Origin of the sequence: Microbacterium sp. RU1D (assembly GCF_900156435.1) — a bacterium.
Classification (GTDB): domain Bacteria; phylum Actinomycetota; class Actinomycetes; order Actinomycetales; family Microbacteriaceae; genus Microbacterium.
This window is the reverse complement of the sequence record NZ_FTPQ01000001.1, coordinates 1653110-1677706: the sequence shown is the minus strand read 5'-3', so window position 1 is coordinate 1677706 and position 24597 is coordinate 1653110. Positions and strand designations below refer to the sequence as shown.

The 24597-nt window shown below is 71.9% G+C and carries 23 protein-coding genes; 9 read left to right on the top strand and 14 right to left on the bottom strand.

Going from position 1 to position 24597, the window contains the following annotated elements; all coding sequences use genetic code 11:
* The first annotated feature begins 45 nt into the window (after nucleotides 1-45).
* Nucleotides 46-1383, top strand: a complete 1338-nt coding sequence (locus B0B15_RS16780; protein WP_076674710.1) for an aggregation-promoting factor C-terminal-like domain-containing protein — start codon at nucleotides 46-48, stop codon at nucleotides 1381-1383.
* A gap of 123 nt (nucleotides 1384-1506) precedes the next feature.
* Here B0B15_RS16780 and B0B15_RS07660 read toward each other — a convergent pair whose 3' ends face one another.
* Nucleotides 1507-3471 carry a glycosyltransferase gene (locus B0B15_RS07660; RefSeq protein ID WP_076674709.1) on the bottom strand — a complete coding sequence of 655 codons (1965 nt, stop codon included), beginning with the start codon at nucleotides 3469-3471 and terminating at the stop codon, nucleotides 1507-1509.
* 133 nt (nucleotides 3472-3604) lie between these two features.
* Here B0B15_RS07660 and B0B15_RS07655 point away from each other — a divergent pair, with 133 nt between their 5' ends.
* On the top strand, nucleotides 3605-4216 hold the full coding sequence (locus B0B15_RS07655) for a DedA family protein (protein ID WP_076674707.1): 612 nt from the start codon (nucleotides 3605-3607) through the stop codon (nucleotides 4214-4216).
* A 166-nt stretch (nucleotides 4217-4382) separates the two neighbouring features.
* On the opposite strand, the gene B0B15_RS07650 is transcribed toward B0B15_RS07655, so the two are convergent.
* The gene (locus B0B15_RS07650) at nucleotides 4383-5144 is read right to left on the bottom strand and encodes a fructosamine kinase family protein (RefSeq protein WP_076674706.1); all 762 of its coding nucleotides are present in this window, start codon (nucleotides 5142-5144) and stop codon (nucleotides 4383-4385) included.
* 46 nt (nucleotides 5145-5190) lie between these two features.
* Between B0B15_RS07650 and B0B15_RS07645 the strand changes: the two genes are divergently transcribed.
* Complete coding sequence (locus tag B0B15_RS07645) at nucleotides 5191-5973, top strand: DNA/RNA non-specific endonuclease (RefSeq protein ID WP_076674704.1); 783 nt, start codon at nucleotides 5191-5193, stop codon at nucleotides 5971-5973.
* Between the two features lie 256 nt (nucleotides 5974-6229).
* Here the strand turns inward: B0B15_RS07645 and B0B15_RS07640 are convergent, their stop codons facing one another.
* From B0B15_RS07640 to B0B15_RS07630, 3 genes are all read right to left on the bottom strand, one after another.
* Nucleotides 6230-6832 carry a class I SAM-dependent methyltransferase gene (locus B0B15_RS07640; RefSeq protein ID WP_076674703.1) on the bottom strand — a complete coding sequence of 201 codons (603 nt, stop codon included), beginning with the start codon at nucleotides 6830-6832 and terminating at the stop codon, nucleotides 6230-6232.
* Nucleotides 6833-7025: 193 nt separating this feature from the next.
* Nucleotides 7026-7670, bottom strand: a complete 645-nt coding sequence (locus B0B15_RS07635) for a CE1759 family FMN reductase (RefSeq protein ID WP_076674701.1) — start codon at nucleotides 7668-7670, stop codon at nucleotides 7026-7028.
* Nucleotide 7671: 1 nt separating this feature from the next.
* On the bottom strand, nucleotides 7672-8877 hold the full coding sequence (locus B0B15_RS07630; protein ID WP_176776608.1) for an LLM class flavin-dependent oxidoreductase: 1206 nt from the start codon (nucleotides 8875-8877) through the stop codon (nucleotides 7672-7674).
* A gap of 165 nt (nucleotides 8878-9042) precedes the next feature.
* Here B0B15_RS07630 and B0B15_RS07625 point away from each other — a divergent pair, with 165 nt between their 5' ends.
* Nucleotides 9043-10137 (top strand): acyltransferase family protein, encoded by a 1095-nt coding sequence (locus B0B15_RS07625; protein WP_076674698.1) that lies wholly within the window; start codon nucleotides 9043-9045, stop codon nucleotides 10135-10137.
* A 168-nt stretch (nucleotides 10138-10305) separates the two neighbouring features.
* Here B0B15_RS07625 and efeB read toward each other — a convergent pair whose 3' ends face one another.
* From efeB to efeU, 3 genes are all read right to left on the bottom strand, one after another.
* The gene (gene efeB / locus B0B15_RS07620; RefSeq protein ID WP_076675279.1) at nucleotides 10306-11631 is read right to left on the bottom strand and encodes an iron uptake transporter deferrochelatase/peroxidase subunit; all 1326 of its coding nucleotides are present in this window, start codon (nucleotides 11629-11631) and stop codon (nucleotides 10306-10308) included.
* Between the two features lie 2 nt (nucleotides 11632-11633).
* Complete coding sequence (gene efeO, locus B0B15_RS07615) at nucleotides 11634-12863, bottom strand: iron uptake system protein EfeO (RefSeq protein ID WP_076674696.1); 1230 nt, start codon at nucleotides 12861-12863, stop codon at nucleotides 11634-11636.
* Nucleotides 12864-12926: 63 nt separating this feature from the next.
* The gene (efeU, locus tag B0B15_RS07610; RefSeq protein ID WP_076674695.1) at nucleotides 12927-13895 is read right to left on the bottom strand and encodes an iron uptake transporter permease EfeU; all 969 of its coding nucleotides are present in this window, start codon (nucleotides 13893-13895) and stop codon (nucleotides 12927-12929) included.
* A 202-nt stretch (nucleotides 13896-14097) separates the two neighbouring features.
* Here efeU and B0B15_RS07605 point away from each other — a divergent pair, with 202 nt between their 5' ends.
* Nucleotides 14098-15114, top strand: a complete 1017-nt coding sequence (locus B0B15_RS07605) for an isopenicillin N synthase family dioxygenase (protein WP_076674693.1) — start codon at nucleotides 14098-14100, stop codon at nucleotides 15112-15114.
* Nucleotides 15115-15308: 194 nt separating this feature from the next.
* Here B0B15_RS07605 and rpsO read toward each other — a convergent pair whose 3' ends face one another.
* Nucleotides 15309-15578 carry a 30S ribosomal protein S15 gene (rpsO, locus tag B0B15_RS07600; protein ID WP_013583433.1) on the bottom strand — a complete coding sequence of 90 codons (270 nt, stop codon included), beginning with the start codon at nucleotides 15576-15578 and terminating at the stop codon, nucleotides 15309-15311.
* Between the two features lie 201 nt (nucleotides 15579-15779).
* On the opposite strand from rpsO, the gene B0B15_RS07595 reads away from it, so the two are divergent.
* The 3 genes from B0B15_RS07595 to B0B15_RS07585 all read left to right on the top strand — a co-directional run bounded on the left by B0B15_RS07595 (nucleotide 15780) and on the right by B0B15_RS07585 (nucleotide 18319).
* Nucleotides 15780-16001 carry a DUF167 domain-containing protein gene (locus B0B15_RS07595; protein WP_076674692.1) on the top strand — a complete coding sequence of 74 codons (222 nt, stop codon included), beginning with the start codon at nucleotides 15780-15782 and terminating at the stop codon, nucleotides 15999-16001.
* The gene (locus B0B15_RS07590) at nucleotides 15998-17302 is read left to right on the top strand and encodes an MFS transporter (protein ID WP_076674690.1); all 1305 of its coding nucleotides are present in this window, start codon (nucleotides 15998-16000) and stop codon (nucleotides 17300-17302) included. Before B0B15_RS07595 ends, B0B15_RS07590 begins: the two co-directional genes overlap by 4 nt.
* Nucleotides 17303-17401: 99 nt before the next feature.
* Nucleotides 17402-18319 (top strand): DMT family transporter, encoded by a 918-nt coding sequence (locus B0B15_RS07585; protein WP_083708909.1) that lies wholly within the window; start codon nucleotides 17402-17404, stop codon nucleotides 18317-18319.
* Nucleotides 18320-18455: 136 nt separating this feature from the next.
* Here the strand turns inward: B0B15_RS07585 and B0B15_RS07580 are convergent, their stop codons facing one another.
* The 3 genes from B0B15_RS07580 to B0B15_RS07570 all read right to left on the bottom strand — a co-directional run bounded on the left by B0B15_RS07580 (nucleotide 18456) and on the right by B0B15_RS07570 (nucleotide 20985).
* Nucleotides 18456-19016, bottom strand: coding sequence for a YceI family protein (locus tag B0B15_RS07580; RefSeq protein ID WP_076674687.1), 561 nt, complete (start codon nucleotides 19014-19016; stop codon nucleotides 18456-18458).
* 150 nt (nucleotides 19017-19166) lie between these two features.
* Complete coding sequence (locus tag B0B15_RS07575; protein ID WP_013583439.1) at nucleotides 19167-19532, bottom strand: FKBP-type peptidyl-prolyl cis-trans isomerase; 366 nt, start codon at nucleotides 19530-19532, stop codon at nucleotides 19167-19169.
* Between the two features lie 292 nt (nucleotides 19533-19824).
* Nucleotides 19825-20985 carry a PrsW family intramembrane metalloprotease gene (locus B0B15_RS07570; protein ID WP_076674685.1) on the bottom strand — a complete coding sequence of 387 codons (1161 nt, stop codon included), beginning with the start codon at nucleotides 20983-20985 and terminating at the stop codon, nucleotides 19825-19827.
* 83 nt (nucleotides 20986-21068) lie between these two features.
* Here B0B15_RS07570 and B0B15_RS07565 point away from each other — a divergent pair, with 83 nt between their 5' ends.
* The gene (locus B0B15_RS07565; protein ID WP_076674683.1) at nucleotides 21069-21935 is read left to right on the top strand and encodes a fumarylacetoacetate hydrolase family protein; all 867 of its coding nucleotides are present in this window, start codon (nucleotides 21069-21071) and stop codon (nucleotides 21933-21935) included.
* 71 nt (nucleotides 21936-22006) lie between these two features.
* On the opposite strand, the gene B0B15_RS07560 is transcribed toward B0B15_RS07565, so the two are convergent.
* A complete protein-coding gene (locus tag B0B15_RS07560; RefSeq protein ID WP_076674682.1) occupies nucleotides 22007-23470 on the bottom strand; it encodes an aspartate ammonia-lyase in 1464 nt (487 codons plus the stop codon).
* Between the two features lie 114 nt (nucleotides 23471-23584).
* Nucleotides 23585-24496 carry a phosphodiesterase gene (locus tag B0B15_RS07555; RefSeq protein ID WP_076674680.1) on the bottom strand — a complete coding sequence of 304 codons (912 nt, stop codon included), beginning with the start codon at nucleotides 24494-24496 and terminating at the stop codon, nucleotides 23585-23587.
* Nucleotides 24497-24597: the final 101 nt, after the last annotated feature.

The following is a 24597-nucleotide window of genomic DNA, read 5'->3' as shown; positions in this document are numbered from 1 at the left end:
CCCGCGGGGTGGTCGCGCCACGCCATCGTGCTCTAGCGTGACCTCATGGGTCTCACGCGTCTCACCCGTCACACGCTCACCGTGTGCCTGGTGATCGGCGCTGTCTTCGCACCCTTCCCGGCCTCCGCGGGCACAACGGCCGGATTGGGCCCGCGCCCCGCAGCCGTCGACGACGCGGCCGTGGCAGCGGTGAAGGCGCAGCTGGATGCCGCCGAAGCATCCGCTGCATCGGCCTCCCGGCGCGCGCTGGATGCGTCGGCCGCCGCCGAGCGCACGCGCCGACTCGCGGCGACGACCGCCGCCCGCGCCGACGCCCTCTCGCAGCAGAGCGCGACGGCCGACGCCGCGCTGTCGCAGGCGAGCACCCGCGCCGGCGCGAGCGCGGCCCGGCTGTACCGCACGGTCGGCGCGGGACCCCTCCTCGCCCAACTGCTCACCGAGGCCGATCCCGATTCCCTCCTGCAGCGCCTGGGTCTCCTCGATCACGTCACCGCCGTCAGCGCCCGCACCGCGGGCGACGCGCGCTCCGCCGCCGATGTCGCGACCTCGCTGCGCGCGCAGGCGGAGGCGGCGCGGACCGAAGCCGCGCGACTCGCCGCGGAGGCCGAGACCACCGCGGCCCTCGCCTCGACCGAGGCGGATGCCGAGGCGGCCGGCGTCGCGGCAGCGCAGACCCGGCTGGACGAGCTCTACGCGCAGCTCGCGGCGCTGCGCGAGACCACCGCGGCCCAGGAGCGCGCCGCCCGCGAGCGCGAGAAGGCGCAACGCGACGCGGCTGAGTCCGGCGGTGCGACCGGCGGCGGCTCGTCATCGGGCGGCTCCGGCGGCGCAGGGTCGGGCGGCTCGGGCGGATCGGGCTCCGGCGGGTCGGGATCGGGCGGGTCGGGATCGGGCGGCTCGGGCGGCAGCGGCTCCGGCGGTGGCTCCGGCTCCGGCTCCGGCGGCGGCTCCGGCGGCGGCTCCGGCGGCAGCGGCTCAGGTGGGAGCGGTTCCGGCGGAAACGGCTCCGGCGGCGGCGGGTCGAACAGCGGCGGCTCCGGCGACGGCGGATCGACGGCCCCCGCGGGCCCGATCATGAGCCCGAGCGCCGCCCGCGAACATGCCCGCGGCGCGATCCGCGCCTACGGCTGGGGCGACGACCAGTTCTCCTGCCTCGTGTCGCTGTGGAACCGCGAGTCGGGCTGGCGCGCCGACGCCCTCAATCCGTGGAGCGGCGCCTACGGCATCCCGCAGGCCCTGCCGGGCGAGAAGATGGCATCCGCCGGTCTCGACTGGCGCACGAACGCGGTGACGCAGATCTCGTGGGGACTGTCGTACATCAGCGCGCGCTACGGCAGCCCGTGCGGGGCGTGGGCGCACTCGGAACAGACCGGCTGGTACTGAGCGACGGCGCGGCGCGACGGTCGGCCCCGGACCCTTCGACACGCTCAGGGTCCTCGGTGGAAGGTGGCTGAGCCTGTCGAAGCCACCACACCCGCCGACAGCCCCGGATCGCTCGCGGTCGCCTCAGGACGCGGAAGTGCGCTCCCGGTCGCCGCGGGTGGGGAGCTCCACGTACCCCTCGTGCTTGGCGTGGATGCCGTCGCCGGCCGTGCGGCCGCGCACACGGCGCCACACCCACGGCAGCGCGTCGCGGGTGAGCCAGCCGCCCCGCGGCTCGTCGTCGTCGGCGTGCAACGCTTCGTCGAGGCCGAGCAGGGCGTTCGCGTCGGGCACGCCGAGCGCCTCGGCCGCCCGGTAGGCGACGAGCCGGTGCCCTGACGACCGCAGGTGCACCAGATCGTCGGCCCACAGGGGCGGCTCCCCGATGTCTGCCACGGCCTCCAGGTCGAGCAGGATCGCGCCCTGCTCGGCCGCGATACGGCGCAGGTGCACGTTGTAGGCCGCGAAGCGACGGGCGAAGATGCGGGCGGCCGGACGCCGCGGGAGGAACGTCGTCACCAGGAGGACATCGGCGCCCGTGCCGCGCACAGCCCGCACCGCCGACTCCACCTCAGCCACGAGGGCGGGCAGGATGGGGGCCGGCCCGACGAGATCGTTGGCGCCGATGAGGATCGAGACGAGATCGGGCCGGAGGGCGAGGGCTGCGGGGATCTGCTCGTCGATCAGGTGCCGTACGCGGCGGCTGCGCACGGCGAGGTTCGCATAGCGGAAGGGCCCCTCGTCGCTCGTGTGCGCGAGGAGCTCCGCGAGGCGGTCCGCCCATCCGCGGAACTGTCCCGTCGGCATCCGCGAGGCGTCGCACAGCCCCTCGGTCAGCGAGTCGCCGAGCGCGACGAACCGGGTCCACCGTCCCCGCGGGCGAGTGGCCTCGGGCGCCGCCGGGCGCGGCCCGCCGCGCAGCAGCAGGCCGTCGTCGATGCGGCGGAGGGCGATGGCATCCGCGTAGTGTCCGACGAGGTCCGTCGTGAGCGCCTGCCATGTGCGCCCCTGCACGGACTCACGGGCGGCGCGGGCGAAGGCGCGACGTTTGGCCTCGTCGCCGGCGAGGTCGGCGACGCGCGTGCGCAGGTCGTCGAGATCGCCGGGTCGGTAGAGCCAGCCGTCGACGCTCGAGCGCACGAGATCCAGGGGCCCGCCCACACCGGTCGCGACCACGGGCACCCCGCTCGCGAGGGCCTCCTGAATGGTCTGCCCGAACGTCTCGCTCTCCCCGGGGTGCACGAACACGTCGAAGCCCGCCATCACCGTCGACAGCGCCGAGCCGGACAGGTGGCCGGTGAACACGGCATCCGGGAGCGCCTTCTCGAGCGCGGGACGCGAGGGACCGTCGCCCACGATCACCAGGCGGGTGTCCGGCAGGCCCGCGAGGGCGCGGAGGTCGTCGACCTGCTTCTCGGGAGCGAGACGGCCGACGTACCCCACGATGCGCTCGCCGCGCGGGGCGATCTCGGCGCGCCGGGCGTCGTCGCGGTGTTCGGGGGCGAAGCGCACGGCATCCACTCCCCGGCCCCAGCGGCGGATGCGATCGACGCCGAGCTCCTCGAGTTGTCGGGTCGACGCCGACGAGGGCGCGAGGGTGAGCGTCGCGCGCCGGTGCAGGCGCGCCACGTGCGCGGCGACGAGGGCCGTGGCGTGCGGCAGGCCGTACTTCTGCGCGTACGCGACGACGTCCGTCTGATAGACGGCGACGGAGGGGATCTTCAGGGCGTCGGCGGCGGCGAGCCCCTGCCATCCGAGCACGAACGGGGATGCCAGATGCACGACGTCGGGGTCGAAGTCGCGCAGCAGGGCACCCAGGCGTGCCGCGCGCGCGAACACCACACGCACCTCGGGGTACGACGGCAGCGGCACGGAGCGCAACAGCTCGGTTCGGGCGCCGTGCAGGTCGGCCGTGACGTCGCCCGCTCGCGGGGCGATGACGAGCGTCTCGTGCCCCGCCTCGGCGAGGTGACGCAGCACATGGAGCACCGAACCGGTGACCCCGTTCATGTGCGGGAGGAAGGACTCGGCCAGCAGCGCGACTCTCACGAGACCAGGGTGCGACCTCGGCGGACGCCGTGGGGCACGCGGAGGGCCGACGTTCGCGATGTTCACCGGATGCTCCGCGCGGCGTCACCGCCGCGTGGGCGGGGCGTCTCGATCGGCGGCGGAGAGTGTCGGGATGGACGGTGTCGACGCGTTGCTGCAGATGGTCGCGGCGAGCCCCTGGGCGCTGGTGTCGATGGCGGTGCTCGTGTTCGCCGACGCGTTCCTCGTCGTGGTGCCGGGTGAAGCGGCCGTGACCGCGTTCGGCGCCCTGGCCGTCGCGCACGGCACGCCCTCGCTGCTCGGGGTGGTGGTCGTCGCGGGCGCGGCGGCCTTCGCGGGCGACCTGTGCTGTTATCTGGTGGGACGCGCGGTGGGCGTCGAACGGTGGGCCTGGATGCGCGGTCCCCGCGTGGCGGGCGCGCTGGGATGGGCGCGCCGGCGCCTCGAGCGCAACGCCGCGGTCGTGCTGTTCACCGCCCGCTTCGTGCCGTTCGCCCGGCTCGCGGTGAACCTCGCCGCCGGGGCGTCGCGCGTGAACCCGGCGCGATATCTCGGCGTCGCCGCCGTGGCAGCTCTGGCCTGGGCGGCGTACCAAGCGGTCATCGGCGCGGTGGTGGCCGCGGTCGTGCCGGGCGGTCCGGTCGTCGCGGTGATCGTGTCGGTCCTCGTGGCGGTGGGCATCGGCGTCGGCATCGACCTGGTCCTCGCCCGCCGGGCGAAACGGCGGGCGACGACGCAGGGCTGATCCCGGCTCGGCGGACCTCGGCGGCCTCGCATGGCGCGGCAGTTTCGGGCCGACGCGCCTGACGCGGTGTGTGGGGGCGGCGCGGTAGCTCGCGGATCACCCCCTCACGCGGGCCTTTGCGAGGAGTCCGCGGGCGACGGGCGAGGGATGCCGGGACTCGACCGCCTCAGGCCAGCGCGAGCGTCCGTTCCGCGGCATCCACCAGCGCCCGACCGTAGGAGGGACCGTGGCCTGCGGCGTGGACCGCGAGCGGATGCAGCTGATGCACGGGGATGCGATCACGCCAGCCCTCGCGGAGCGGATGGGCGCGGTCGTACGCAGCGAGCACGCCGTCGAGGAAGGGGCAGCCGAACAGCGCGAGCATCGCGAGGTCGGTCTCGCGGTGACCGCCGTGCGCCGCGGGATCGATGAGGACCACTGCGTCGGGGGCCCACAGCACGTTCCCGGCCCACAGGTCGCCGTGCAGGCGCGCGGGCGGCTCGCCGTCGTCGAACGCCCCCTCCGCGACCAGGGCGCACGCGCGCTCGACGACCTCGACCCCGGATGCCGACAGGGAGCCCGCGGCGAGCGCGATCGGCAGGAAGGGCTCGACGCGCTGGGCGGCGTAGAAGGCGCCCCACGTCGCGGTGGGCCGGGCGGGTTGGACGCGGCGTCCGATGAAGATGTCGCCCTCCCACCCGGGCGGCGGGGAGCCGAAGGCCGGGGCGCCGGCGTCGTGGGTCGCGGCGAGCGCGGCGCCGAAGGCGTCGGCGGCCTGCGCCGTGGGAACCGTCTCGTCGATCCGCTCCAGCGCGATGCGTCCCTCGGCGACGTCGTGCACCCGCGCGATCCGCGCGCCCCGCCCGTCCGCGAGCCAGCGGAGGCCGGCCGCCTCCGCCGCGAAGAAGCCCGCGGGTGCGTCGGACCGGGTCTTCACGTGCTGTTCCATCGTCCCAGTCTGTCGCGATGTCGGAGGTCCCGGGCACGATGGGGGCATGACCGACGGCTACGACCCGGACTTCCTCGGCATCCCCCTGCCCCTCCCCTCGTCCGCGCGGCCCACCACGCGGCTCGACTACCCGCGCTTCTCGGTGCTGCTCGACGAGGAGCGTCGGTTCGCGGCGGTCACCGGCGTGGTGATCGACGGCGCGACGCTGCGCGACCTCCCGCGCACCGGCGACTGGCGGCTCGACCCCCGGGTCGACGCCGAGGCGCAGGCCGGCCCCGAGGTCTACAGCCGCAACGACCTCGATCGCGGACACCTCGTGCGGCGTCGAGACCCGGGCTGGGGCACGGCTACCCAGGCGCAGGATGCCACCGAGGCGACGTTCTTCTACACGAACGCCGCGCCGCAGGCGGCGGGCTTCAACCAGTCGAAGGAGCTCTGGTTGGGGCTCGAAGACCACGTGCTGGCGTACGCCGAGACCACCGATCGACGCCTCGCGGTGTTCACCGCACCGGTGCTCGCCGGCGGCGATCCGCCCTATCGAGGCATCCGCGTGCCGCTGCGCTTCTGGAAGATCGCGGCGTGGCGCGAGGGTGACGCGCTGGCGGCCGCCGGCTTCGTGCTCGATCAGAGCGACCTGGTCGACACCCGCCAGGGGCTCGCCGTGCCGCCGCTGGGGGCGTTCCGCACGTTCCAGGTGCCGGTGGCCGACATCGCCGCCGAGGCGGGCATCGACGTCGGTCCGCTCGCCGGGGCCGACACGTTCGTCCGGCGCGGGCTCCGCCCGGTCATCGCGCGCGAACTCCGAGATGCGGACGACATCGTGCTGTGAGGTCCGGAGCCGTGCGCCGTCGTGCAGTGAGGCCGTCCGTCCGTCGGTGCGCCGGACCTGCAGCAGGGCCCCGGTCGGCACACGTGCCGACCGAGCCCGAGGGCGCGGCCCGTCTTACCGCACGCGCCGGTGGAGCACGAGGGCGGGGCCCGTCTCACCGCACTCGCCGGTCGTGCAGCCGGGCGCGGCCCGGCTCAGCGCACGCACGCGACGGGCAGGCGCGGGTCAGCGCACGCGCGCGACGGACAGGCGCGCGTCAGCGCACGCGCACCGCGTGCAGCAGCGTATCCACCGCCGCGGCGGGGTGTCCCTCTCGCAGCTCGGCATCCGCGCTGGTACGCACGACGCGTTCGCAGCGCTCGATGCGGAACCGCTCGTCGAGCGCACCGCGCAGCAGCTCAGGCGTGTAGAGGATGGCGGGATCGGCCGGCCCGTGACCTCCCGCGGCGATGTTCTCGACATCGTGGCCGACGACGACGAGCGTGCCTCCGGGCGCCACCCACTGCGCGATCCGAGCCACGGCTGCCGCACTATCGGGCAGGTGCAGGTAGCAGGAGACGACGAGGTCGACGGGCGCGTCGGGCTCCCACTCGTGCACGTCACCCTCGACCCAGCGGACCGCGTCACCCCGAGGTCGAGCCGCGGCGAGTGCGAGACCCGCGCTCGAGAAGTCGAGACCGGTGCAGGTCCATCCCCGTTCGGCGAGCCACAGCGCGGTGCGGCCGTCGCCGGTGGCGACGTCGATGGCGCTCCCCGACGGCAGCGGCGCGATGATCTCCCGCACGACGGCGGGTGGCTGCGTGGCCCACACTCCCCCGGCCGAGGCGCGGTATCGCTCGTCCCACTGCGCGGCATCCATTCCGACTCCTTCTGCTCGCCCCCACCCTAGGCGCAGCGTTCATGTGCGCTCGCGCGCCCTCCGCGATCTGCACGTCTTCAGCCAGACCCGCCCACCCCACGGCTGAGGGTGCGCGGATCACCGTGTCTGCGCCAGGCCCGCACCGACGACGAGGCCCCGCCGCCCACACGGGGCGACGGGGCGGAGAAAGGGGTCACTCCCCCGACAGGCCGCCGAGGAGGTGTCCGAACGAGCGACCCTCGCCGAGGTACGACGACGGGTCGAACGGGTCGGCGTCGCGCACGGGCTCGCGCGCAGCGATCGCATCGGCGAACTCGCGTGCGCCGCGGTCGACGCGGGAGCCGAGCGGGGCGACCTCGTCGGCGTTGGCACCCCAGTCACTGGATGCCGCGAAAACCCCGGTCGGCACCGGAGCGGCGTGCAGGTAGGTGAACAGCGGACGGATCGCGTAGTCGATCGCGAGGGAGTGCCGAGCGGTGCCGGCGTTCGCTCCGAGGAGCACGGGCGTACCGGTCAGCGCCTGCGGGTCGAGCACGTCGATGAACGACTTGAACAGACCGGAGTAGCTGGTGGAGAAGATCGGCGTGACGGCGATGATGCCGTCGGCCGAGACGACCGTGTTGATCATCTGCTCGAGCGCCGGCGGGGCGAAGCCCGTGAGCAGGTTGTCGGTGAGGTCGTGCGCGTAGTCGCGCAGCTCGAACACGTCACTGGTGGCGTCGATGCCGCGCTCGCGCAGTTCGGCGAGCGCGGCGTGCGCGAGGCGATCACCGAGCATGCGCGTCGACGAGGGCGTCGACAGTCCCGCGGTGACGACGGCGATCCGACGGGCGGCCATCTCAGGCACCCACCTTCGTCGCCGCGGCACCGAAGGCGCTACCCGCCCGGGGAGCGGCATCCTGGTACGGGCTGCCCGAGACCATGTTGTCGCCGCGGTTCGCCCCGGGCACGGCCTGGCGCGGGGCCGCACCGGCGTAGATCTTCTCGACCTGGTTCGCGTGCGTCGGCGCGTCGGGCACCTCGGCGGGGCGGTTCCTTTGCAGCTCCTTGCGCAGAACCGGCACGACCTCACCGCCGAGGATGTCGAGCTGCTCCAGCACGGTCTTGGTGGGCAGGCCCGCGTGGTCGATGAGGAACAGCTGGCGCTGGTAGTCGCCGAACGTCTCGCGCATCGCGGCGTAGCGGTCGATGATCTGCTGCGGCGAGCCGACGGTCAGCGGGGTCATCTCGCTGAAGTCCTCCAGGCTCGGGCCGTGGCCGTAGACGGGGGCGTTGTCGAAGTACGGGCGGAACTCGCGCACGGCATCCTGCGAGTTGGCGCGCATGAACACCTGCCCGCCGAGGCCGACGATCGCCTGCTGGGGCGTGCCGTGGCCGTAGTGGGCGAACCGCTCGCGGTACAGCGTGATGAGGCGCTGGTAGTGCTCCTTCGGCCAGAAGATGTTGTTCGCGAAGAAGCCGTTGCCGTAGTACGCGGCCTGCTCGGCGATCTCGGGCGTGCGGATCGAGCCGTGCCAGACGAACGGGGGCACGCCGTCCAGCGGACGCGGAGTCGAGGTGAAGCCCTGCAGCGGGGTACGGAACTTCCCCTCCCAGTCGACGACGTCCTCGCGCCACAGCTTGTGCAGCAGGTCGTAGTTCTCGATGGTCAGCGGCAGTCCCTGACGGATGTCCTTACCGAACCAGGGATAGACCGGACCGGTGTTGCCGCGACCGAGCATGAGGTCGGCGCGGCCGCCCGACACGTGCTGCAGCATCGCGAAGTCCTCGGCGATCTTCACCGGGTCGTTCGTGGTGATGAGGGTCGTGGACGTCGTGAGGATGAGGCGCTCGGTCTGGGCGGCGATGTACGCAAGCGTCGTGGTCGGCGACGACGACCAGAACGGCGGGTTGTGGTGCTCACCGAGGGCGAAGACGTCGAGACCCACCTCTTCGGTGTGCTTGGCGATCGTGAGCGTGTCCTTGATGCGCTGGGCTTCGCTCGGGGTCGTGCCGGTGGTGGGGTCCTGGGTGATGTCGCTCACCGTCATGACACCGAACTGCATGCCCGGCCAGTTGTTCGTCTCACCCATGATGCGCCTCCTGTTTTGTATGCATCTGAATATACATGGTGGAACGCAGGTCGCCGGACTTTATTCCGCCGTACCCCATCGGCATCCAGGATCCACCCCCGTGGACCGCGCGGCGCCGCGCCGATATCGTCGCCCGGGATGACGGATGCCACACCCCCCGAAGCCCCGACACGGGTGCCGTTCTGGGACAACGCGCGCTTCGCCGCCATCGTGCTGGTCGTGCTGGGCCACGCGATCCAACGCCTGACCTACGACTCGGATGCCGCGGAGGCGCTGTACCTGCTCGTCTACGCGTTCCACATGCCGTTGTTCGCGCTGGTGGCCGGCTACTTCTCCTCGTCGGCCGAGCCGACGCGGCGGCGCATGGCGCGGCTGTTCACCGACCTGATCGCCCCGTACCTGATCTTCGAGACGCTGTGGACGATCACGCAGTTCCTCGTGACCGGCAGGACCAATCTCGACCCCGCGCAACCGTCGTGGACCCTGTGGTTCCTGCTCGCCCTCGCACTCTTCCGGCTCGTCCTCCCGTACCTCGCACTGCTGCGCGGGCCCGTCGTTTGGGCCCTCGCGATCTCGATCGTCGCCGGCTACCTGCCCAGCATCGACTCGACGTTCTCGGTGTCGCGGTTCCTCGGGTTGCTGCCGTTCTTCACCCTCGGGTGGTGGCTGCGCGAGCACGACGCCGTCGCGCGCGCCGGACTGCTCGACGCCCGGCCCGCGTGGCTGCGCATCGCCGCCGCAGCGGTCCTCGCGACGGCCGGCGTGCTCGCGTTCGTCTTCGTGGACACCTGGCGCGAGGTGCGCCTCGGAACGTGGTTCTTCTTCGTCGACGCCTACGTCGACCTCGACGCCCCGCAGTGGTGGGCGGGAGGGGTGCGACTCGCGATCATCGCGCTCGCCCTCGTGCTGATGGCGGCCTTCCTCCTGCTGGTCCCCCGCCGCCAGACCCGCTGGACCCACCTCGGCCGGTACACGATGTACGTCTATCTGCTGCACACGTTCGTGCTCTACCCGTTCCGCCAGTCCGGAGTGCTGCGCGGCCTCGAGCCGATGTGGCTGTGGATCCCCGTCGTGGCGGCGAGCGTCGTCATCGCGGTGGCGCTGTCGAGTCGCCCGGTGCGTCGCCTCGCCCGCCCCCTCGTGGAGCCCCGGATGCCATGGCTGTTCCGCGAGCGCGCGCTCGGGGCCGGTCGCGCGGCCGCGGCGTCCGGGAGCGCACGGCAGGATTCTTGACCTCGGGCCGCACCCCCGCGGACCGGCCCGGCAAAGTCCCTGAGCCTGTCGAAGGGACCGGACCCCGTGACGGGCCAGGTCCCCGAGCTCGTCGAAGGAACCGGACCCCGCGGCGGGCCAGGTCCCTGAGCCCGTCGAAGGGACCGTACCCTGCGGCGGGCGCTCGCCTCACGCCCCGAGCAGCCCCGCCCCGATCGAGGTCCCGGCGGGCGCGGCGGGCGGCACCGCCCACAGGCCCGAGCCGACGTGGCGCAGGTATTCGCCCATGGCATCCGTCGCCAGAGCCTTCTGCACCGTGATGTAGCGGTCGGGGCTCTTCTGGAACGACAGGAAGAACAGCCCGGCGTTCAGCCGCCCGAGGTCGGTGGTGCCGTCGACGAAGTTGTATCCGCGGCGGAGCAGCCGGATACCGCCGTTCATATCGGGGTGCGCGAGGCGCACGTGACTGCGCGGGTCGATCGCGGGGGCGCCCCCCGCCCCGACCGCCGCGAAGTCGGGGGCAGCGAACTCGTCGCCGCCCGAGAGCGGCGCGCCGTTCGCCTTGTCTCGGCCCACGACCCGGTCCTGCTCGGCCAGGCGCGTGCGGTCCCACGTCTCGATGAGCATCGCGATGCGCCGCGCGACGAGGTACGACCCGCCCGCGAGCCACGCCGGTCCCTCGGATACCGACACCCAGACGTTCTCGTCGAGGGCGGCGGTGTCGTCGGCGAGGATGTTGGCCGTGCCGTCCTTGTAGCCGAAGAGGTTGCGAGGCGTGGCCTGCGACGCGGTGGTCTTGGACGTGCGCCCGAACCCGAGCTGCGACCATCGGATGGTCGCGCGGCCGAACGCGATGCGGCTGAGGTTGCGGATCGCGTGCACGGCGACCTGCGGGTCGTCGGCGCACGCCTGGATGCATAGGTCGCCGTCGGAGCGCAGCGGATCGAGGTCGTCGCCGAGGAATGCCGGGAGCCGCTCGAGCCCCGCGGGCTTCGGTCCCTCGAGACCGAAGCGCTGGTCGAACAGCGACGGCCCGAACCCGAACGTGATGGTCAGGTTGCTCGCGGGCAGACCGAGCGCCTCGCCCGTGTCGTCGGGCGGCGCCTCGGGCGACCCGCCGACCGCACCCGAGGCGCTGACGTCCAGGCCCCGCATCATGCGGGTCGCCGCGTACGTCCAGTCCGCGAGCAGCTCGGCGAGGTCGTCGCGGGTCGTGCGGGCCATCATGTCGTACGACGCGAAGTGCAGGTGGTCCTGCACGGGGGTCGTGATCCCGGGCTGGTGGATGCCGGCGGCCGGGGCCACGGCATCCGTCACCCGTCGAGCCTGTTCCTGGCCGTAGGCGGCGCCGCCGGTAACACCCGCGCCCGCGCCGACGACGAGGCTCGTCGCGCTCGCCCCGATGGCGAGGCCGATGAGCTCGCGCCGTGAAACGGCCGCCGCGCTCGCGTCGCCGGATGCGGCGGCATCCGTCTGCGGGCGCGAGGCCGGAGACGTGCGTTCGTCGTCGGTCACGCTCACTCCAGGATCGTCACCGTCAGCTGCGACAGCGGCTCGGCGAGGGCGTTGATGAGCTCGGTGAGCTGACGCTTGTCGGCCTCGGTGAGCTGCGAATAGGGAACGAAGCCGGCGTCGGCGGAGCCGTGCGCGGCGAGGGCCGCCTCCAGGTCGGCGTAGCCGCCGTCGATGCGGCCGACCAGAGCCGCGCCCTTGTCGCCCTTCGACTCCGCGAAGTCGCGCACGAGCGAGAAGGCCATCTTCGACCCCTCGACGTTGGCCGCGAAGTCGTACAGATCCGTCCCCGACCACCAGTCCTCTTCGCCGCTGATCTTGCCCGTGGCCACCTCGTCGAGCAGCGCGATCGCGCCGTTCGAGATGCCCGCGACGCCCTGCGCATCGAGCGCCTGGGTGAAGGCATCGGAGTGCACGTAGTCGTACAGCTCCTGGGTGTCGGCGATCAGCTTGTCGCCGTACGTGGCGCGCTCCGCCGGCGTCGACGGCACCCAGCCGCTCCACGCGGGCGTCTCGCCGTCGGCGTTCAGCGCGTCCTGCGCGGGAACCCAGAGGTCCTTCTCGATGCGGTGGAAGCCCGTCCAGTCCAGCCCCTCGGCCACGGCGTCGACCTCGCGGTAGTCGATGCGGGGGTCGAGGTCGCCGAGCGCCTCGGCGATGGGCTCGATGCGCTCGTAGTACGCGCGGACGCGCGGGAACTGCTCGCGGGCCGCGGCGTCGGCGCCGCCCGCGTAGGCCGCGGCGAACGTCTGCCCGGCGGGGATGAGCTGGCCGACCTGGTCCTTCACGAAGGCCGCATACAGGTCGACGGCTTGCTGCTTCTGCTCGGCATCCGGTCCCTCGACGGCCACGGCGTCGCCGGTCACCGTGAAGGCGGCCTTTCCGACGCCGTCGCCGACCATCCCCGGCTTGCACAGGGTGTAGTAGTCGCCCGGCTGCGCGACGACGGTGAGGTTGCGCGAAGCGCCCGGGGCGATGTTCTCGACCTCGCCGACGATACGCAGACCGTCGGATGCCAGGAGGTAGAACTCCGTGACCTGCTCGCTCCTGTTGTCGACGGTGAAGGCGACGGTGCCGCTGGGGGCGCTGCCCGCCGAAACGGCGCAGTCGTCGCCGGTCGAGGTCACCGTGAGGGCGCCGGAGGCCGCGGCGCCGGTCTTGGCGACGCAGCCCGAGAGGACGAGGACGGCCGCGCCGGCTACGGCGGTGGCCGCGAGGAGGCGTGTGGACTTCATGGTGCTGTCTCCGTTCGAGGAAGGGATGCCGCGGTGTCGGATGCGCGCGGGAGATGAGAGGTCTCAGGGCGTGGTGGGGGCGCCGGCCGCGACGGCGGGCCGCGGTCCCGTCTGCGGCGCGGTCCCCGTCGATGCGAGGGGGCGCGGACGACGGCCCGCGCGCACGCCCCGCACGAACAGCGGGACCACCACGGCGACGTAGACGACCCAGGCGATGACCTGCAGCCACGTCATCTGCGGCATGAAGCCCACGGTCGCCTGCAGCAGCACGGCGAGGGCGCTGTCAGGGGCGATGGCGGTCGACACGTCGAACGCCCACCCGAACGGGAAGCCCGCCCAGCCGGTGGCGACCAGGCCGGTGACGGGGTCGATGGGCGCGCCCGCGCCGAACGGGCCGGGCAGGGCGCCGGCTTCCTGCAGGTCGTGGAACGCGTAGGCGAGGACGCCCGCGGCGACGACGACGAGGAAACCGCCCGTCCAGGTGAAGAAACGGCCGAGGTTCAGGCGCAGCATGCCGCGGGCGATGAACCACCCCAGCACGACGGCGGTGGCGAGCCCCAGGAGGGCGCCGAGCAGAGCGACGGGTGACTCGCCGAACGACTGCACCATCGACCACAGCAGCAGCGTCGTCTCCACACCCTCGCGCGCCACCGACACGAAGCCGATCGCGACGAGCGCCCACACGCCGCCGCGGAGCGCCTTGTCGATGCCCCCTTCGAGGCCCGCCTTCAGGGTGCGTCCGGCCTTCTGCATCCAGAAGATCATCCAGGTGACCATCGCGACGGCGAGCAGCGAGAGTCCCCCGCCGAGCAGTTCCTGCGCCTCGAACGTCAGCATGTAGGCGCCGAACGTGAAGATCGCTCCGACGCCGAGTGCGAGGGCCACCGCGAGTCCCACGCCGGTCCACAGCTTCGGCAGGGCGTCGCGACGGTCGAGGCGTGTGAGGTAGGCGACGAGGATGCCGACGACGAGCGCGGCCTCGAGGCCTTCACGGAGGCCGATGAGGAAGGTGGCGAAGAAGCTGGCAAGCACGGGCGGGAGTTCCGACTTTCACGAGGTGGAAGGACCGCGACGCTGCGGATCAGGTAAGGACAGCCTCACCTGACTGTGACAGATTACGCACATTCGCCGTTTCGCGCACCCTGATGTCCTCGGGATGCGGACGACGCGGCTGTCCGCGGTAACGCTCGGCAACATTCGGGCGCCGCCGGGCGCCCCGACCTAGCCTCGATCCATGTCCGAGTTGAACCTCCCGATCCTCGACCTCTCGCTCCTCGACCAGGGGCCCGAGGCCGCGTCCCGCTTCCGCGACGAGCTGCGCGCCGCCACCCATGACGTCGGCTTCTTCTACCTCACCGGCACGGGCGTCACGCCCGAGCTCGAGGAGCGCCTGCTGCAGGCCGCCCACGACTTCTTCGCCCTCCCCGAGGCCGAGAAGCTCGCGATCGAGAACGTCACCAGCCCCCACTTCCGCGGCTACACCCGCGTCGGAGGCGAGCGCACGCAGGGTCGCGTGGACTGGCGCGAGCAGATCGACATCGGCCCCGAGCGCGACGCGATCGTCGAGACGGACGGCCCCGGCTACAACCGCCTCGTCGGACCGAACCTGTGGCCGGCGGCCCAGCCCGAGCTGCGCGATGTCGTCACGGAATGGCACGACCACCTCACCGGCATCGCCCGCAAGCTGCTGCGCGCGTGGGCCCTCGCCCTCGGCGCCGAGGAGCAGTACTTCGACAGCCACTTCGGCGACCCGCAAACCCTCATCAAGATCGTCCGCTACCCCGGCAAGGACGACCCCACGCCCCAGCAAGGCGTCGGCGCCCACAAGGACTCCGGGGTGCTCACGCTGCTCTGGGTCGAGCCCGGCAAGGGCGGGCTGCAGGTCGAGCGCGACGGCGAGTGGGTCGACGCTCCCCCGGTGCCGGGCGCATTCGTCGTGAACATCGGCGAGTTGCTCGAGTACGCCACGCAGGGCTACCTCACCGCGACCAACCACCGGGTGATCTCGCCGACGTTCCCCGACGAGCGCATCTCGGTCCCGTTCTTCTTCAACCCGGCGCTCGACGCGCGACTGCCGATCATCGAGCTTCCCGCGGAGCTCGCCGCCGAGGCGCGCGGCGTTTCGCAGGACCCGACCAACCCGATCCACGCCACGTACGGCGAGAACGCGCTGAAGTCGCGCCTGCGGGCGCACCCCGACGTCGCGGAGCGGTGGCATCCCGACCTGGTCGCCGCGCGCACGGCATCCTGAGCCCCGGGGAATCTTCCCGATAAACGCCGATCCTGCCGAGACACGCCTCGACGCCGCATGTCTCGGCAGCATCGGCGTTTATCGCGTGAAGGCACGGGGAAGCGGGTGCGGCGCGCGCCCGGGAACGCCGAAGGCCGCCCCACACCGTGGGGCGGCCTTCCAAGAATGTTTTGCGCGATAGAACGCTGGTGCGATTAGCGACGCAGACCGAGACGCTCGATGAGCGAGCGGTAACGGTTGATGTCGACGTCCTGCAGGTAACCCAGCAGGCGGCGGCGCTGACCGACGAGCAGGAAGAGTCCACGGCGCGAGTGGTGGTCGTGCTTGTGGATCTTGAGGTGCTCGGTGAGGTCCTTGATGCGCTGCGTCATCATCGCGACCTGCACCTCGGGGGATCCGGTGTCACCGGGGTGCGTCGCGTACTCTTCGATGATCGCCTTCTTGACGTCTGCTTCGAGTGCCATAGATGGGATCCCCTTCCTTCTCATTGCGCGGCGCCCGTCACACGATGTGCGAGCTCTCTTTATCCGCGGCCGATCGAACGGCAACCGCATGAGTCTACCAGCATCCGGATGCCACCGACGAACCGCTGCGCCCCGGCGCCGCCACGCGGCCCGGGGTCACCTCCGCGCGAGGGCGTCGGACGCCTGGCGTAGCCTCGATCCGTGCAGCTCACCGTCCGCGTCAAGCCCGGCAGCCGCCGCGGCCCGCTCGTCGAAGACACCGCCGACGGCCTCGTCGTCCACGTGCGCGAGCGCGCCGTCGACGGAGCCGCCAATGACGGTGTGGTCAAGGCCCTCGCCGCGCACTTCGGCGTCGCCCCGCGCGACGTCGACATCCTGCGCGGCCACACGGCTCGAGTGAAGCGCGTGGACGTAGACGCATGAGCACCCATCAGAGCGCCCTCATCGACCTGCGCCCGTTCACCGCCTCGCCCGCGTTCGCCCGCCTGTGGGTGGGATCGACGCTCGCGGGTCTCGGCGGCCAGCTCACGGTCGTCGCGGTCATGCTGCACGTGTTCGAGCTGACGCAGAGCACCTTCGCCGTGTCGATGATCGCAGTCGCAGGCCTCCTGCCGATGGTGGCCGCGGGGCTGTACGGCGGCATGCTCGCGGACGCCTTCGACCGCCGCACGGTCGCGCTCCTCGCCGCGGTGGTCACCTTCGCCTCCACCGCCCTGCTGGCGGCTCTCGCGTGGACGGGACTCGAGACGGTCGGGTGGCTCTTCGTCCTCAGCGTCGTCAATTCCGCGGCGAACTCCATCGTGATGGCGACCAAGTCCGCCATCACCCCGCGCCTCCTGCCGCGCGATCTCCTCCCGGCCGCGGCGGCCCTGCAGGGGGTCACCGTCGGCATCATGGTCATGGCCGGACCCGCCCTCGCGGGCGTTCTCGTCGCCTTCGCCGGATACGCCTGGACGTATTCGCTCGACGTGCTGCTGATGACCTCGCTGTTCCTGGGCCTGTGGTCGCTGCCGAAGCTGCGCCCCGAGGGCGAGATCGTGCGTCCGGGGCTCGCGTCGCTCCGCGACGGCGCGCGGTTCCTGCGCCGCGCCCCGAACATCCGCCTGCAGTACATCCTCGACATCGTCGCGATGACCTTCGGCCAGCCGGTGGCCCTCTTCCCCGCGATCGGCGCGGTGCTGCTGGGCGGCGGAGCGATCACGACCGGCGTGCTCACCGCCGCGGTGGCCGCGGGGGCGTTCCTGTCGAGCCTGTTCTCCGGGCCGATCGGCCGCGTGCGACGCCAGGGACTCGGCATCGAGCGCGCGATCCAGGTCTACGGCCTCGCCATCGCCCTCTTCGGTCTCGTGCTGCTGGCCGCGGCCCTCGGCTGGGGCCGCCCCGCCGACACGGGAGAAGACCGCGGCGCCGTGATCCTCATCGTTCTGGCCGCCCTGGTCCTCGCGGTCTCGGGCGCGGCCGACAACGTCAGTGCGATCTACCGCTCGACGATGATGCAGGCGGCGGTCCCGGATGCCATGCGCGGGCGCCTCCAGGGCATCTTCATCGTCGTGGTGGCCGGCGGTCCCCGCGTGGGGGCGCTCTACGCCGGCACCCTCGCGACCGTCGCCGCGCTGTGGGTTCCTCCGCTGCTGGGCGGGATCGTCATCCTCGGCCTCGTCGGCACCCTCGTGCGCTTCGCACCGCGCTTCCGCGAATACGACGCGCTGAACCCGCAGCCCTGATCCCGGGAAGACCCCGCCGACTGCCGATCGTCGGCGGATTCCGGACGTCGCATCCCGGCGACCCGGTCGATGTCGGAGCTTCGCCCTATCGTCGGGAACGTGGCATCCGGTCCCTCCCCCTCCCCCGTCTCGATCGCCGTCCAGTTCGTGCTCACGGGCATCGTGTGGGGGTCGAGCTTCCTCTTCATCGCCGTCGCGCTCACCGGCATGACGCCGGCGCAGGTCGCGGGCGGCCGCCTGCTGTTCGGGGCGCTCGCGCTGGGCGCGATCGTCGCCATCCGACGCGAGCGCCTTCCCCGCAGCCGACGCGTGTGGGGCCACCTGTGCGTGCTGGCCTTCAGCTTCTGCGTCGTGCCGTTCCTGTTGTTCGCATGGGCCGAGCAGCACGTGCCGTCGGGGCTGGCCAGCATCTTCAACGCCACCACTCCGATCATGACGGCGGTCATGGCGTGGGCGGTGTTCCGCGTCGAGCGACTCGGGCGGGGCCAGCTGGTCGGCATCGCCGTGGGGATCGTCGGCGTGGTCGTGATCATCGCTCCCGGCGCCGTGTCCGACGTCGGCGACAGCACCGTCGCCCAACTCGCCCTGCTCGGTGCGACCGCCTGCTACGGCTTCAGCCTCGCCTACATGCGCCGCTTCCTCGCCGACGCCGGCCTGTCGGGCATCGCGTTCGCCTTCGGCTACATCGGTCCCGCCGCGGCGTTCATGATCCTGGCCTCGCCGCTGATCCTCGCCGAGCCGATGCACCTCGACCTGCCCGTGGTGGCAAGCATCGTCGCGCTGGGAGTGCTCGGAACAGGCATCGCCTACGTGTGGAACCAGAACACCCTGCGCGCCTGGGGCCCGACCCGCGCCTCGACCGTCACCTACATCACCCCGGTCGTCGGGGTGGGCCTCGGCATCCTGGTCCTCGGCGAACGCATCTCCTGGAACGAGCCGGTGGGCGCCGCCGTCGTCTTCCTCGGCATCCTGCTCGTGCAGCAACGCCTGCGGCTCCCGCGTCGCGCGCGCGCGTAGACGGGACGACGAAGACCCCGGATGCCGGCATCCGGGGTCTTCATAAGGATCGCAGCCGCCGCGCGAGGGGCGGCGGGATCAGGTCCTCAGCGAGAGCTGAAGCATGATCCGGCTCGCAGCGGGAGCTGCGGCGGGATCACGCCTGGAGCGAGAGCTGCAGGTCGAGCTCGATGGTGACGTCCTTGCCGACGAGCACGCCGCCGGTCTCGAGCGCGGCGTTCCAGGTGAGGCCGAAGTCCTCGCGGTTGACGACCGTCTTGGCGGTGGCGCCGGCCTTGTAGTTGCCCCACGGGTCGGTGCCGAAGCCGCCGAAGTCGAGCGCGAAGGTGGCGGGCTTGGTGATGCCGCGGATGGTCAAGTTGCCGTCGACGAGGAAGTCACCGTCTTCGAGGCGGACGCCGGTGGAGCGGAAGTCCATCGTGGGGTAGGTCTCGACGTCGAAGAACTCGGCCGAGCGCAGGTGCTGGTCGCGGCCCTCGTCCTTGGTGTCGACCGAGGTGACGTCGACGGAAGCCTCGACGGTGGCCTCGAGCGGGTTCTCAGGGGCGACGATGGTGGCGCTCTTCATGCCGAAGGTGCCGCGCACCTTGGAGATCATCATGTGGCGAACCGAGAAGGTCACCTCGCTGTGCGAGGGGTCGAGGACCCAGGTGCCCGCCTTGTAGCCGGGGATGTCGAGAGTAGTTGCGTCGGTCATGTCACTCCTAGAGGTCTGGGGAGCCGTGTCGGCGTCCTGCGGGAGTCCAACTCCCATTCACACGAATGTATTCCACGATCGTGGAAAACGACGAACCCGAGGGTGCCGCAGCCCCCTCGGGTTCGTGAACGTTCGATGAAGAACGGCTGGTCAGCCGACCTTGAGCAGGTCGATGATGAAGATGAGCGTCTTGCCGCCCAGGAAGTGTCCGCCCGCGGGACCGTACGCCAGGTGCGGGGGGATCACGAGCTCGCGACGGCCGCCGACCTTCATGCCCGGGATGCCGTCCTGCCAGCCCTGGATGAGGCCGCGGAGGGGAAACTGGATGCTCTCGCCCCGGCCCCACGACGAGTCGAACTCCTCGCCCGACTCGTACTCGACACCGGCGTAATGCACGGTGACCGTGTCGCCGGGCTTGGCCTCGTCGCCGTCGCCGACGATGATGTCGCGGATGACGAGGTCGGAGGGGGCGGGGCCGCTGGGAGCGTCGAACTCCGGCTTGGTGCGATCAGTCATGCATCCATCCAAGCACGCCCGCGCGTCGGAGACAGCCCCTGGACACCGCCCCGGAAAAGACTCAGCGCCCGGTGCCGCGGCGATGCCTGCGAGTCTTCCGGGCGCTGAGTTGGCCTACGTCGATGGTGCTCCCACCCCACGGCGGTGTCAAGACCCCGGGCCCGGCGACCTGCGGCGCCGCGACCGCGCGCGTCACCGAGACCGCACCGCATGACGACGAGGCGCCTGCGGTCTCGGCATCAGCGTGCGGTCTCGGCGACGAGTGGATGGGGGGAGCGGCACGCGCCGTGCGTCAGCGTGACAGCAGTGCCGCGCGCGCGGCGGTCGTGCGCTCGAGCAGGTAGCGCTCGGTGGCGGGGGCCTGAGGATCGCGCCCGGACAGGGTGCGCTGGCGCGCGGCGGCGAGGGCGGTGGCATCCACGATGAACGCCTTCATGACGGGCGACCGGTCCCCCGGCAGCGTTCGCGCCCAGGCGACGGCGGAGCGGCGCCCCGGGCCCGTGGCGAGCATGTCGACCTCCTGCGGGGTGAACCACCCGGCCGCCGCGTACTCGCCGAGGCGGGCCCGCGTGAGGCGGGACTCCTCGCGGCGCAGGGCCAGGATGCCGAGGATGAACAGCACGAACAGCGGAACCTGCAGCGCCGCGTAGACCTCGAAGAAGTTCGCGAACGTGGCCGACCCGTTCCACAGGCCGTGCAGCACGATCGCCCCGATGAGTCCCGGGATGCCGTAGGCCAGCGCCGCGCCCGTGCGCAGGCCGCGGCGCGCGGCGAGACCGAAGGCGAAGCCCGTGAGGCTGGTGAACATGACGTGAGCGAAGGGCGAGAGCACGGCACGCAGGAAGAACGTGCTCGCGACCTGCGCCGGGCCGCCCTCGAGGTAGCTGATCGCGAAGTACTGCACGTTCTCGGTGAGGGCGAAGCCCGCCCCGATGAGGGCGCCGTAGACGATGCCGTCGACGGGGCCGTCGAAGGCACGACGGGCGAACGAGAAGATGAGCAGCACCCCGAGCCCCTTCGCGACCTCTTCGACGATGGGCGCCTGCACGACGGCGCTGAACGCCTCGGGGAGACGACCGAGCGCGAGGGTGAGCAGCAAGTCGACACCCAGCGCGATGACGACCGCGGCGATCGCGCCCCACGCCACGGCGAACACGAGCAGTCGACGCGGCTCGGGCTCCCACCTGTCGATGTAGCGCACCGCGAACCACACGATCACGAACGGGATCGCGGCGAGCACCAGCCCGAGGAAGGTCGCCGCCGTCCCCAGGAACCCGGTGAAGTACCGCACGAGCAGCGCCAGCAGCGGAACGAGCAGCACGGCCACCACCCACAGCGCCACCCCGCCTCGGCGCGACCGCGGCGGGGCGGCCGATGTCGTCACCTGCGGAGCCGTGACGATGCGGGTCGGTTCGACCGAACCGGGCCGGGACAGCGGCGAGGGGGAGCTCATGCGCTCAGCCTAGAGCGGCCCTCCGACACGGCATCCGGGGGTTGCGGCCTCCGGCGCGGGGCGCGGGCCGGTAGCGTGGAGGCATGCGTTTCGCCCACGTCCGGTCTCAGGAAGGGGCGGAAGCCCCCCGTCTCGTCAGCGTCCACGGTGAGGAGTTCTCCTTCGTCGACGCGCTCTTCGAGGGCGCCCCCGCAACGCTCGAGCAGCTCATCGCCGGCGGCGAGACCCTGCTCGACCGTGTCCGCGACGAGGCCGCGACCGCACCGCGGCAGCCCCTCGGCGGCATCCGCTTCGCCTCGGCGGTGCTCGCTCCCCCGTCGATCCTCGCGGTGGGACTGAACTACGCGGCGCACTCGGGCGAGCTGGGACTGAAGACCGACGCGGGGCCGACCGTGTTCGTGCTGTGGCCCAACTCCCTCGCCGCGCACGAGGCGACGACCTCGTGGCCGCGTGCGCTGAGCGAGGCCGTCGACTACGAGGCCGAGCTCGGGGTCATCATCGGCCGCCCCGGCCGTGACATCCCCGAAGACGAGGCGCTCGACCACGTGTGGGGCTACACCGTCGTCAACGACATCACGGCGCGCAACATCCAGTTCTCCGAGGCGCAGTGGTCGCGGTGCAAGTCGTTCGACGGCTTCACCCCCACCGGCCCCTTCGTCGTCACGGCCGACGAGATCCCCGACCCGCAGGACTTGCACATCTGGACCGTCGTCGACGGACACACCGTGCAGGATGCCAGCACCGGCCAGATGGTGCGGTCGGTGAAGACGCTCATCAACAAGCTGTCCGAGTCGGTGACCCTGCTGCCGGGCACTCTCATCTCCACCGGCAGCCCGGGCGGCGCCGGCTACTCCCGCGACCCGCAGATCTTCCTCCGCGACCGCTCGACCGTGACCGTCGGCATCGACGGCATCGGCGAGCTGACCACGCACTGCCGCATCCTCGACTGACGCGGCATCCATGACGAAGGGCCGGGACGACGCGTCCCGGCCCTTCGTGGTCCTCGCGGAGAAACGTCGCGTCAGTCCTCCACAACGCTGTCGGCGGCGCGGACGATCGGGATCGCCGCGGTCACGGCCTGCAGGCCCGACAGGCGCGCCGGCGAGATCTGCTTCGTGACCTCCTCGCGGGTCATCAGACCAGCCTCCACCACGAGGTCGGCGACGTTGCGGTGCGTCAGCAGCGCCGTCTTGGCGAGAGCTGCGGCCGCGGCGTAGCCGATGAAGGGCGTCAGCGCCGTCACGACACCGACCGACGACCCCACCATCGCACCCAGTCGCTCGCGGTTGGCCGTGATGCCGTCGACGCAGTTCACGCGCAGCGTCCACATCGCCTGGCGCATCCAGGTGATCGACTGGTAGATCGAGTGGGCGATCACCGGTTCGAAGGCGTTCAGCTGCAACTGCCCTCCCTCGACCGCCATGGTGACCGTCATGTCGGCGCCCACGACCGAGAACGCGACCTGGTTCACGACTTCCGGGATGACGGGGTTCACCTTGCCGGGCATGATGCTCGAGCCCGCCTGGCGGGGCGGGAGGTTGATCTCGCCGAGGCCCGCCTGCGGGCCCGACGAGAGCAGGCGCAGGTCGTTGCAGATCTTCGACAGCTTCACCGCGTTGCGCTTGAGCGACGAGGAGAACGACATGAAGGCGCCCGTGTCGCTCGTGGACTCGACGAGATCGGTCGCTGTCTCGAGGTCGAGCCCGGTGATCTCGCGGAGGTGCCGGAGCACGGCCCCGGCGTAGCCCGCGTGCGCGGTGATGCCCGTGCCGATCGCGGTCGCGCCCATGTTGATCTCGAACAGCAGGTACGCGTTCTCGGTGAGGCGGTTGTAGTCCTCGCCGAGCGTCGTGGCGAAGCCGTGGAACTCCTGCCCGAGCGTCATGGGCACGGCATCCTGGAGCTGGGTGCGGCCGACCTTGAGTACGTCGTGGAACTCCTCCGACTTGCTGAGGAACGACTGGCGCAGCAGCGCGAGCTCCTCGAGCAGGCTCTGGAGCGTGAGCGACAGACCGATCTTGATCGCCGTCGGGTACACGTCGTTCGTCGACTGGCTGCGGTTGGTGTCGTCGATGGGTGAGAGGAAGGCGTAGTCGCCCTTCTCACGGCCCGCCATCTCGAGGGCGATGTTGGTGATGACCTCGTTGGCGTTCATGTTCGTCGACGTGCCCGCGCCGCCCTGGATGACGCCGACGGTGAACTCGTCGTGGAACTCGCCGTCGATCACGCGCTGCGCTGCGCGGTCGATCAGATCGGCCTTCGCCGCGTCGAGCACGCCGATCTCACGGTTGGCCCGGGCCGAGGCCTGCTTGACCATCGCGAGGGCACGGACGAGGTCGGGGTAGACCGAGATGGGCCGCTTGGCGATCGGGAAGTTCTCGAGGGCCCGCGCCGTGTGGATCCCCCAATACGCGTCGGCGGGGATCTCCAGCGATCCGAGGGAGTCGGTCTCGATACGGGTGCGCATCATTGCGTCCAAAGCCATGTGGGGGGTCCTCGTGGGTTCACGGCGAGCAGGGATGCCACGAGCCTAACCACGGCGAGCGAGACGGTCGCTGGACACGGCGGCCGGTCGTCGGATCGGCACCGTCCGCCGCGTCTATTGCCCGACGGGGCGCTTCCGCGAGAACGCCTCGAGCCGCTCGTCCGGGCTGAGCGCGGCCATGCGCGCCGTCCACTCGGGCGTGAAGTACCCCGTCGCCCCCGCGTCGACCACCGGCACGACGGCGTGGGTGATCGTGTCGTCCCACACGTGCACGAGGTGGAACGAGCGCCCGGCATCCATTCCGTTGACCGCGTCGGCGGGACGCGCGAGGTCCATCGTGTAGCACGAGGCCGCGGCGACGCTCACGGGTACGCCCGCGAAGGTGCCGGAGGTGGAGTAATGCAGATGGCCGGCGAGGATCGCGCGCACGTCGCTGCCCGCGATCGCGTCGGCCAGGCCGGGCTGGTCGCGCAGCTCGAGGATGTCGAAGAAGGGGATATGGGTGGGCAGCGGCGGGTGGTGGAGGGCGATGATCGTGCCCAGCGGCGCGGGGGTCGCCAGCTCTGCGCGCAGCCACGCGAGCTGCGCGGGATCGAGGTCGCCGTGATGCCAGCCGGGCACGGTGGAATCCAGGGCGATCAGGCGCAGGCCGCCGAGGTCGTGGACGCTCGTCACCGGCTCCTCGGTGGCCTCGGCGTCGAGCAGCGCGGCGCGCATCGCGGGACGCTCGTCGTGATTGCCGGCCACCCACACCACCGGCGCCCCCAGCCGCTCCGCCCACGGCTCGACCGCCGCGCGCAGGGCGCGATAGGCCTCGGGCTCGCCGAGGTCGGTGAGGTCGCCGGTGAAGACGACGGCATCCGGACGCACGCCCGTGGCTTCGGCCGCGTCGAGGGTGCGGCGCAGGTGCGCAGCCGTGTCGTAGCGGTCGCCGAGCAGACGGTCGCCCCCGAGCAGATGGGTGTCGCTGAGGTGGAGGATCACGCGCGCGGCGGGCGCGTGCTGACCGAACTGCACGGATGCCATGTCCTCAGCCTACGAGGGAGCTCCGACACCGACGCGCGACAGCGGCCGTCCGCGGCCCCGAGCCCGACGGCATCCCGCCGGAGAGCCGAGAGCGGGGCGTC

Bases quoted from the DNA above. Each gene is read 5' to 3' on its own strand.
- B0B15_RS16780 (WP_076674710.1), top strand. From the start codon at position 46: ATGGGTCTCACGCGTCTCACCCGTCACACGCTCACCGTGTGCCTGGTG.
- B0B15_RS07655 (WP_076674707.1), top strand. From the start codon at position 3,605: ATGGACGGTGTCGACGCGTTGCTGCAGATGGTCGCGGCGAGCCCCTGG.
- B0B15_RS07650 (WP_076674706.1), bottom strand. From the start codon at position 5,144: ATGGAACAGCACGTGAAGACCCGGTCCGACGCACCCGCGGGCTTCTTC.
- B0B15_RS07645 (WP_076674704.1), top strand. From the start codon at position 5,191: ATGACCGACGGCTACGACCCGGACTTCCTCGGCATCCCCCTGCCCCTC.
- B0B15_RS07640 (WP_076674703.1), bottom strand. From the start codon at position 6,832: ATGGATGCCGCGCAGTGGGACGAGCGATACCGCGCCTCGGCCGGGGGA.
- B0B15_RS07635 (WP_076674701.1), bottom strand. From the start codon at position 7,670: ATGGCCGCCCGTCGGATCGCCGTCGTCACCGCGGGACTGTCGACGCCC.
- B0B15_RS07630 (WP_176776608.1), bottom strand. From the start codon at position 8,877: ATGCAGTTCGGTGTCATGACGGTGAGCGACATCACCCAGGACCCCACC.
- B0B15_RS07625 (WP_076674698.1), top strand. From the start codon at position 9,043: ATGACGGATGCCACACCCCCCGAAGCCCCGACACGGGTGCCGTTCTGG.
- efeO (WP_076674696.1), bottom strand. From the start codon at position 12,863: ATGAAGTCCACACGCCTCCTCGCGGCCACCGCCGTAGCCGGCGCGGCC.
- B0B15_RS07605 (WP_076674693.1), top strand. From the start codon at position 14,098: ATGTCCGAGTTGAACCTCCCGATCCTCGACCTCTCGCTCCTCGACCAG.
- rpsO (WP_013583433.1), bottom strand. From the start codon at position 15,578: ATGGCACTCGAAGCAGACGTCAAGAAGGCGATCATCGAAGAGTACGCG.
- B0B15_RS07590 (WP_076674690.1), top strand. From the start codon at position 15,998: ATGAGCACCCATCAGAGCGCCCTCATCGACCTGCGCCCGTTCACCGCC.
- B0B15_RS07580 (WP_076674687.1), bottom strand. From the start codon at position 19,016: ATGACCGACGCAACTACTCTCGACATCCCCGGCTACAAGGCGGGCACC.
- B0B15_RS07575 (WP_013583439.1), bottom strand. From the start codon at position 19,532: ATGACTGATCGCACCAAGCCGGAGTTCGACGCTCCCAGCGGCCCCGCC.
- B0B15_RS07570 (WP_076674685.1), bottom strand. From the start codon at position 20,985: ATGAGCTCCCCCTCGCCGCTGTCCCGGCCCGGTTCGGTCGAACCGACC.
- B0B15_RS07565 (WP_076674683.1), top strand. From the start codon at position 21,069: ATGCGTTTCGCCCACGTCCGGTCTCAGGAAGGGGCGGAAGCCCCCCGT.
- B0B15_RS07560 (WP_076674682.1), bottom strand. From the start codon at position 23,470: ATGGCTTTGGACGCAATGATGCGCACCCGTATCGAGACCGACTCCCTC.
- B0B15_RS07555 (WP_076674680.1), bottom strand. From the start codon at position 24,496: ATGGCATCCGTGCAGTTCGGTCAGCACGCGCCCGCCGCGCGCGTGATC.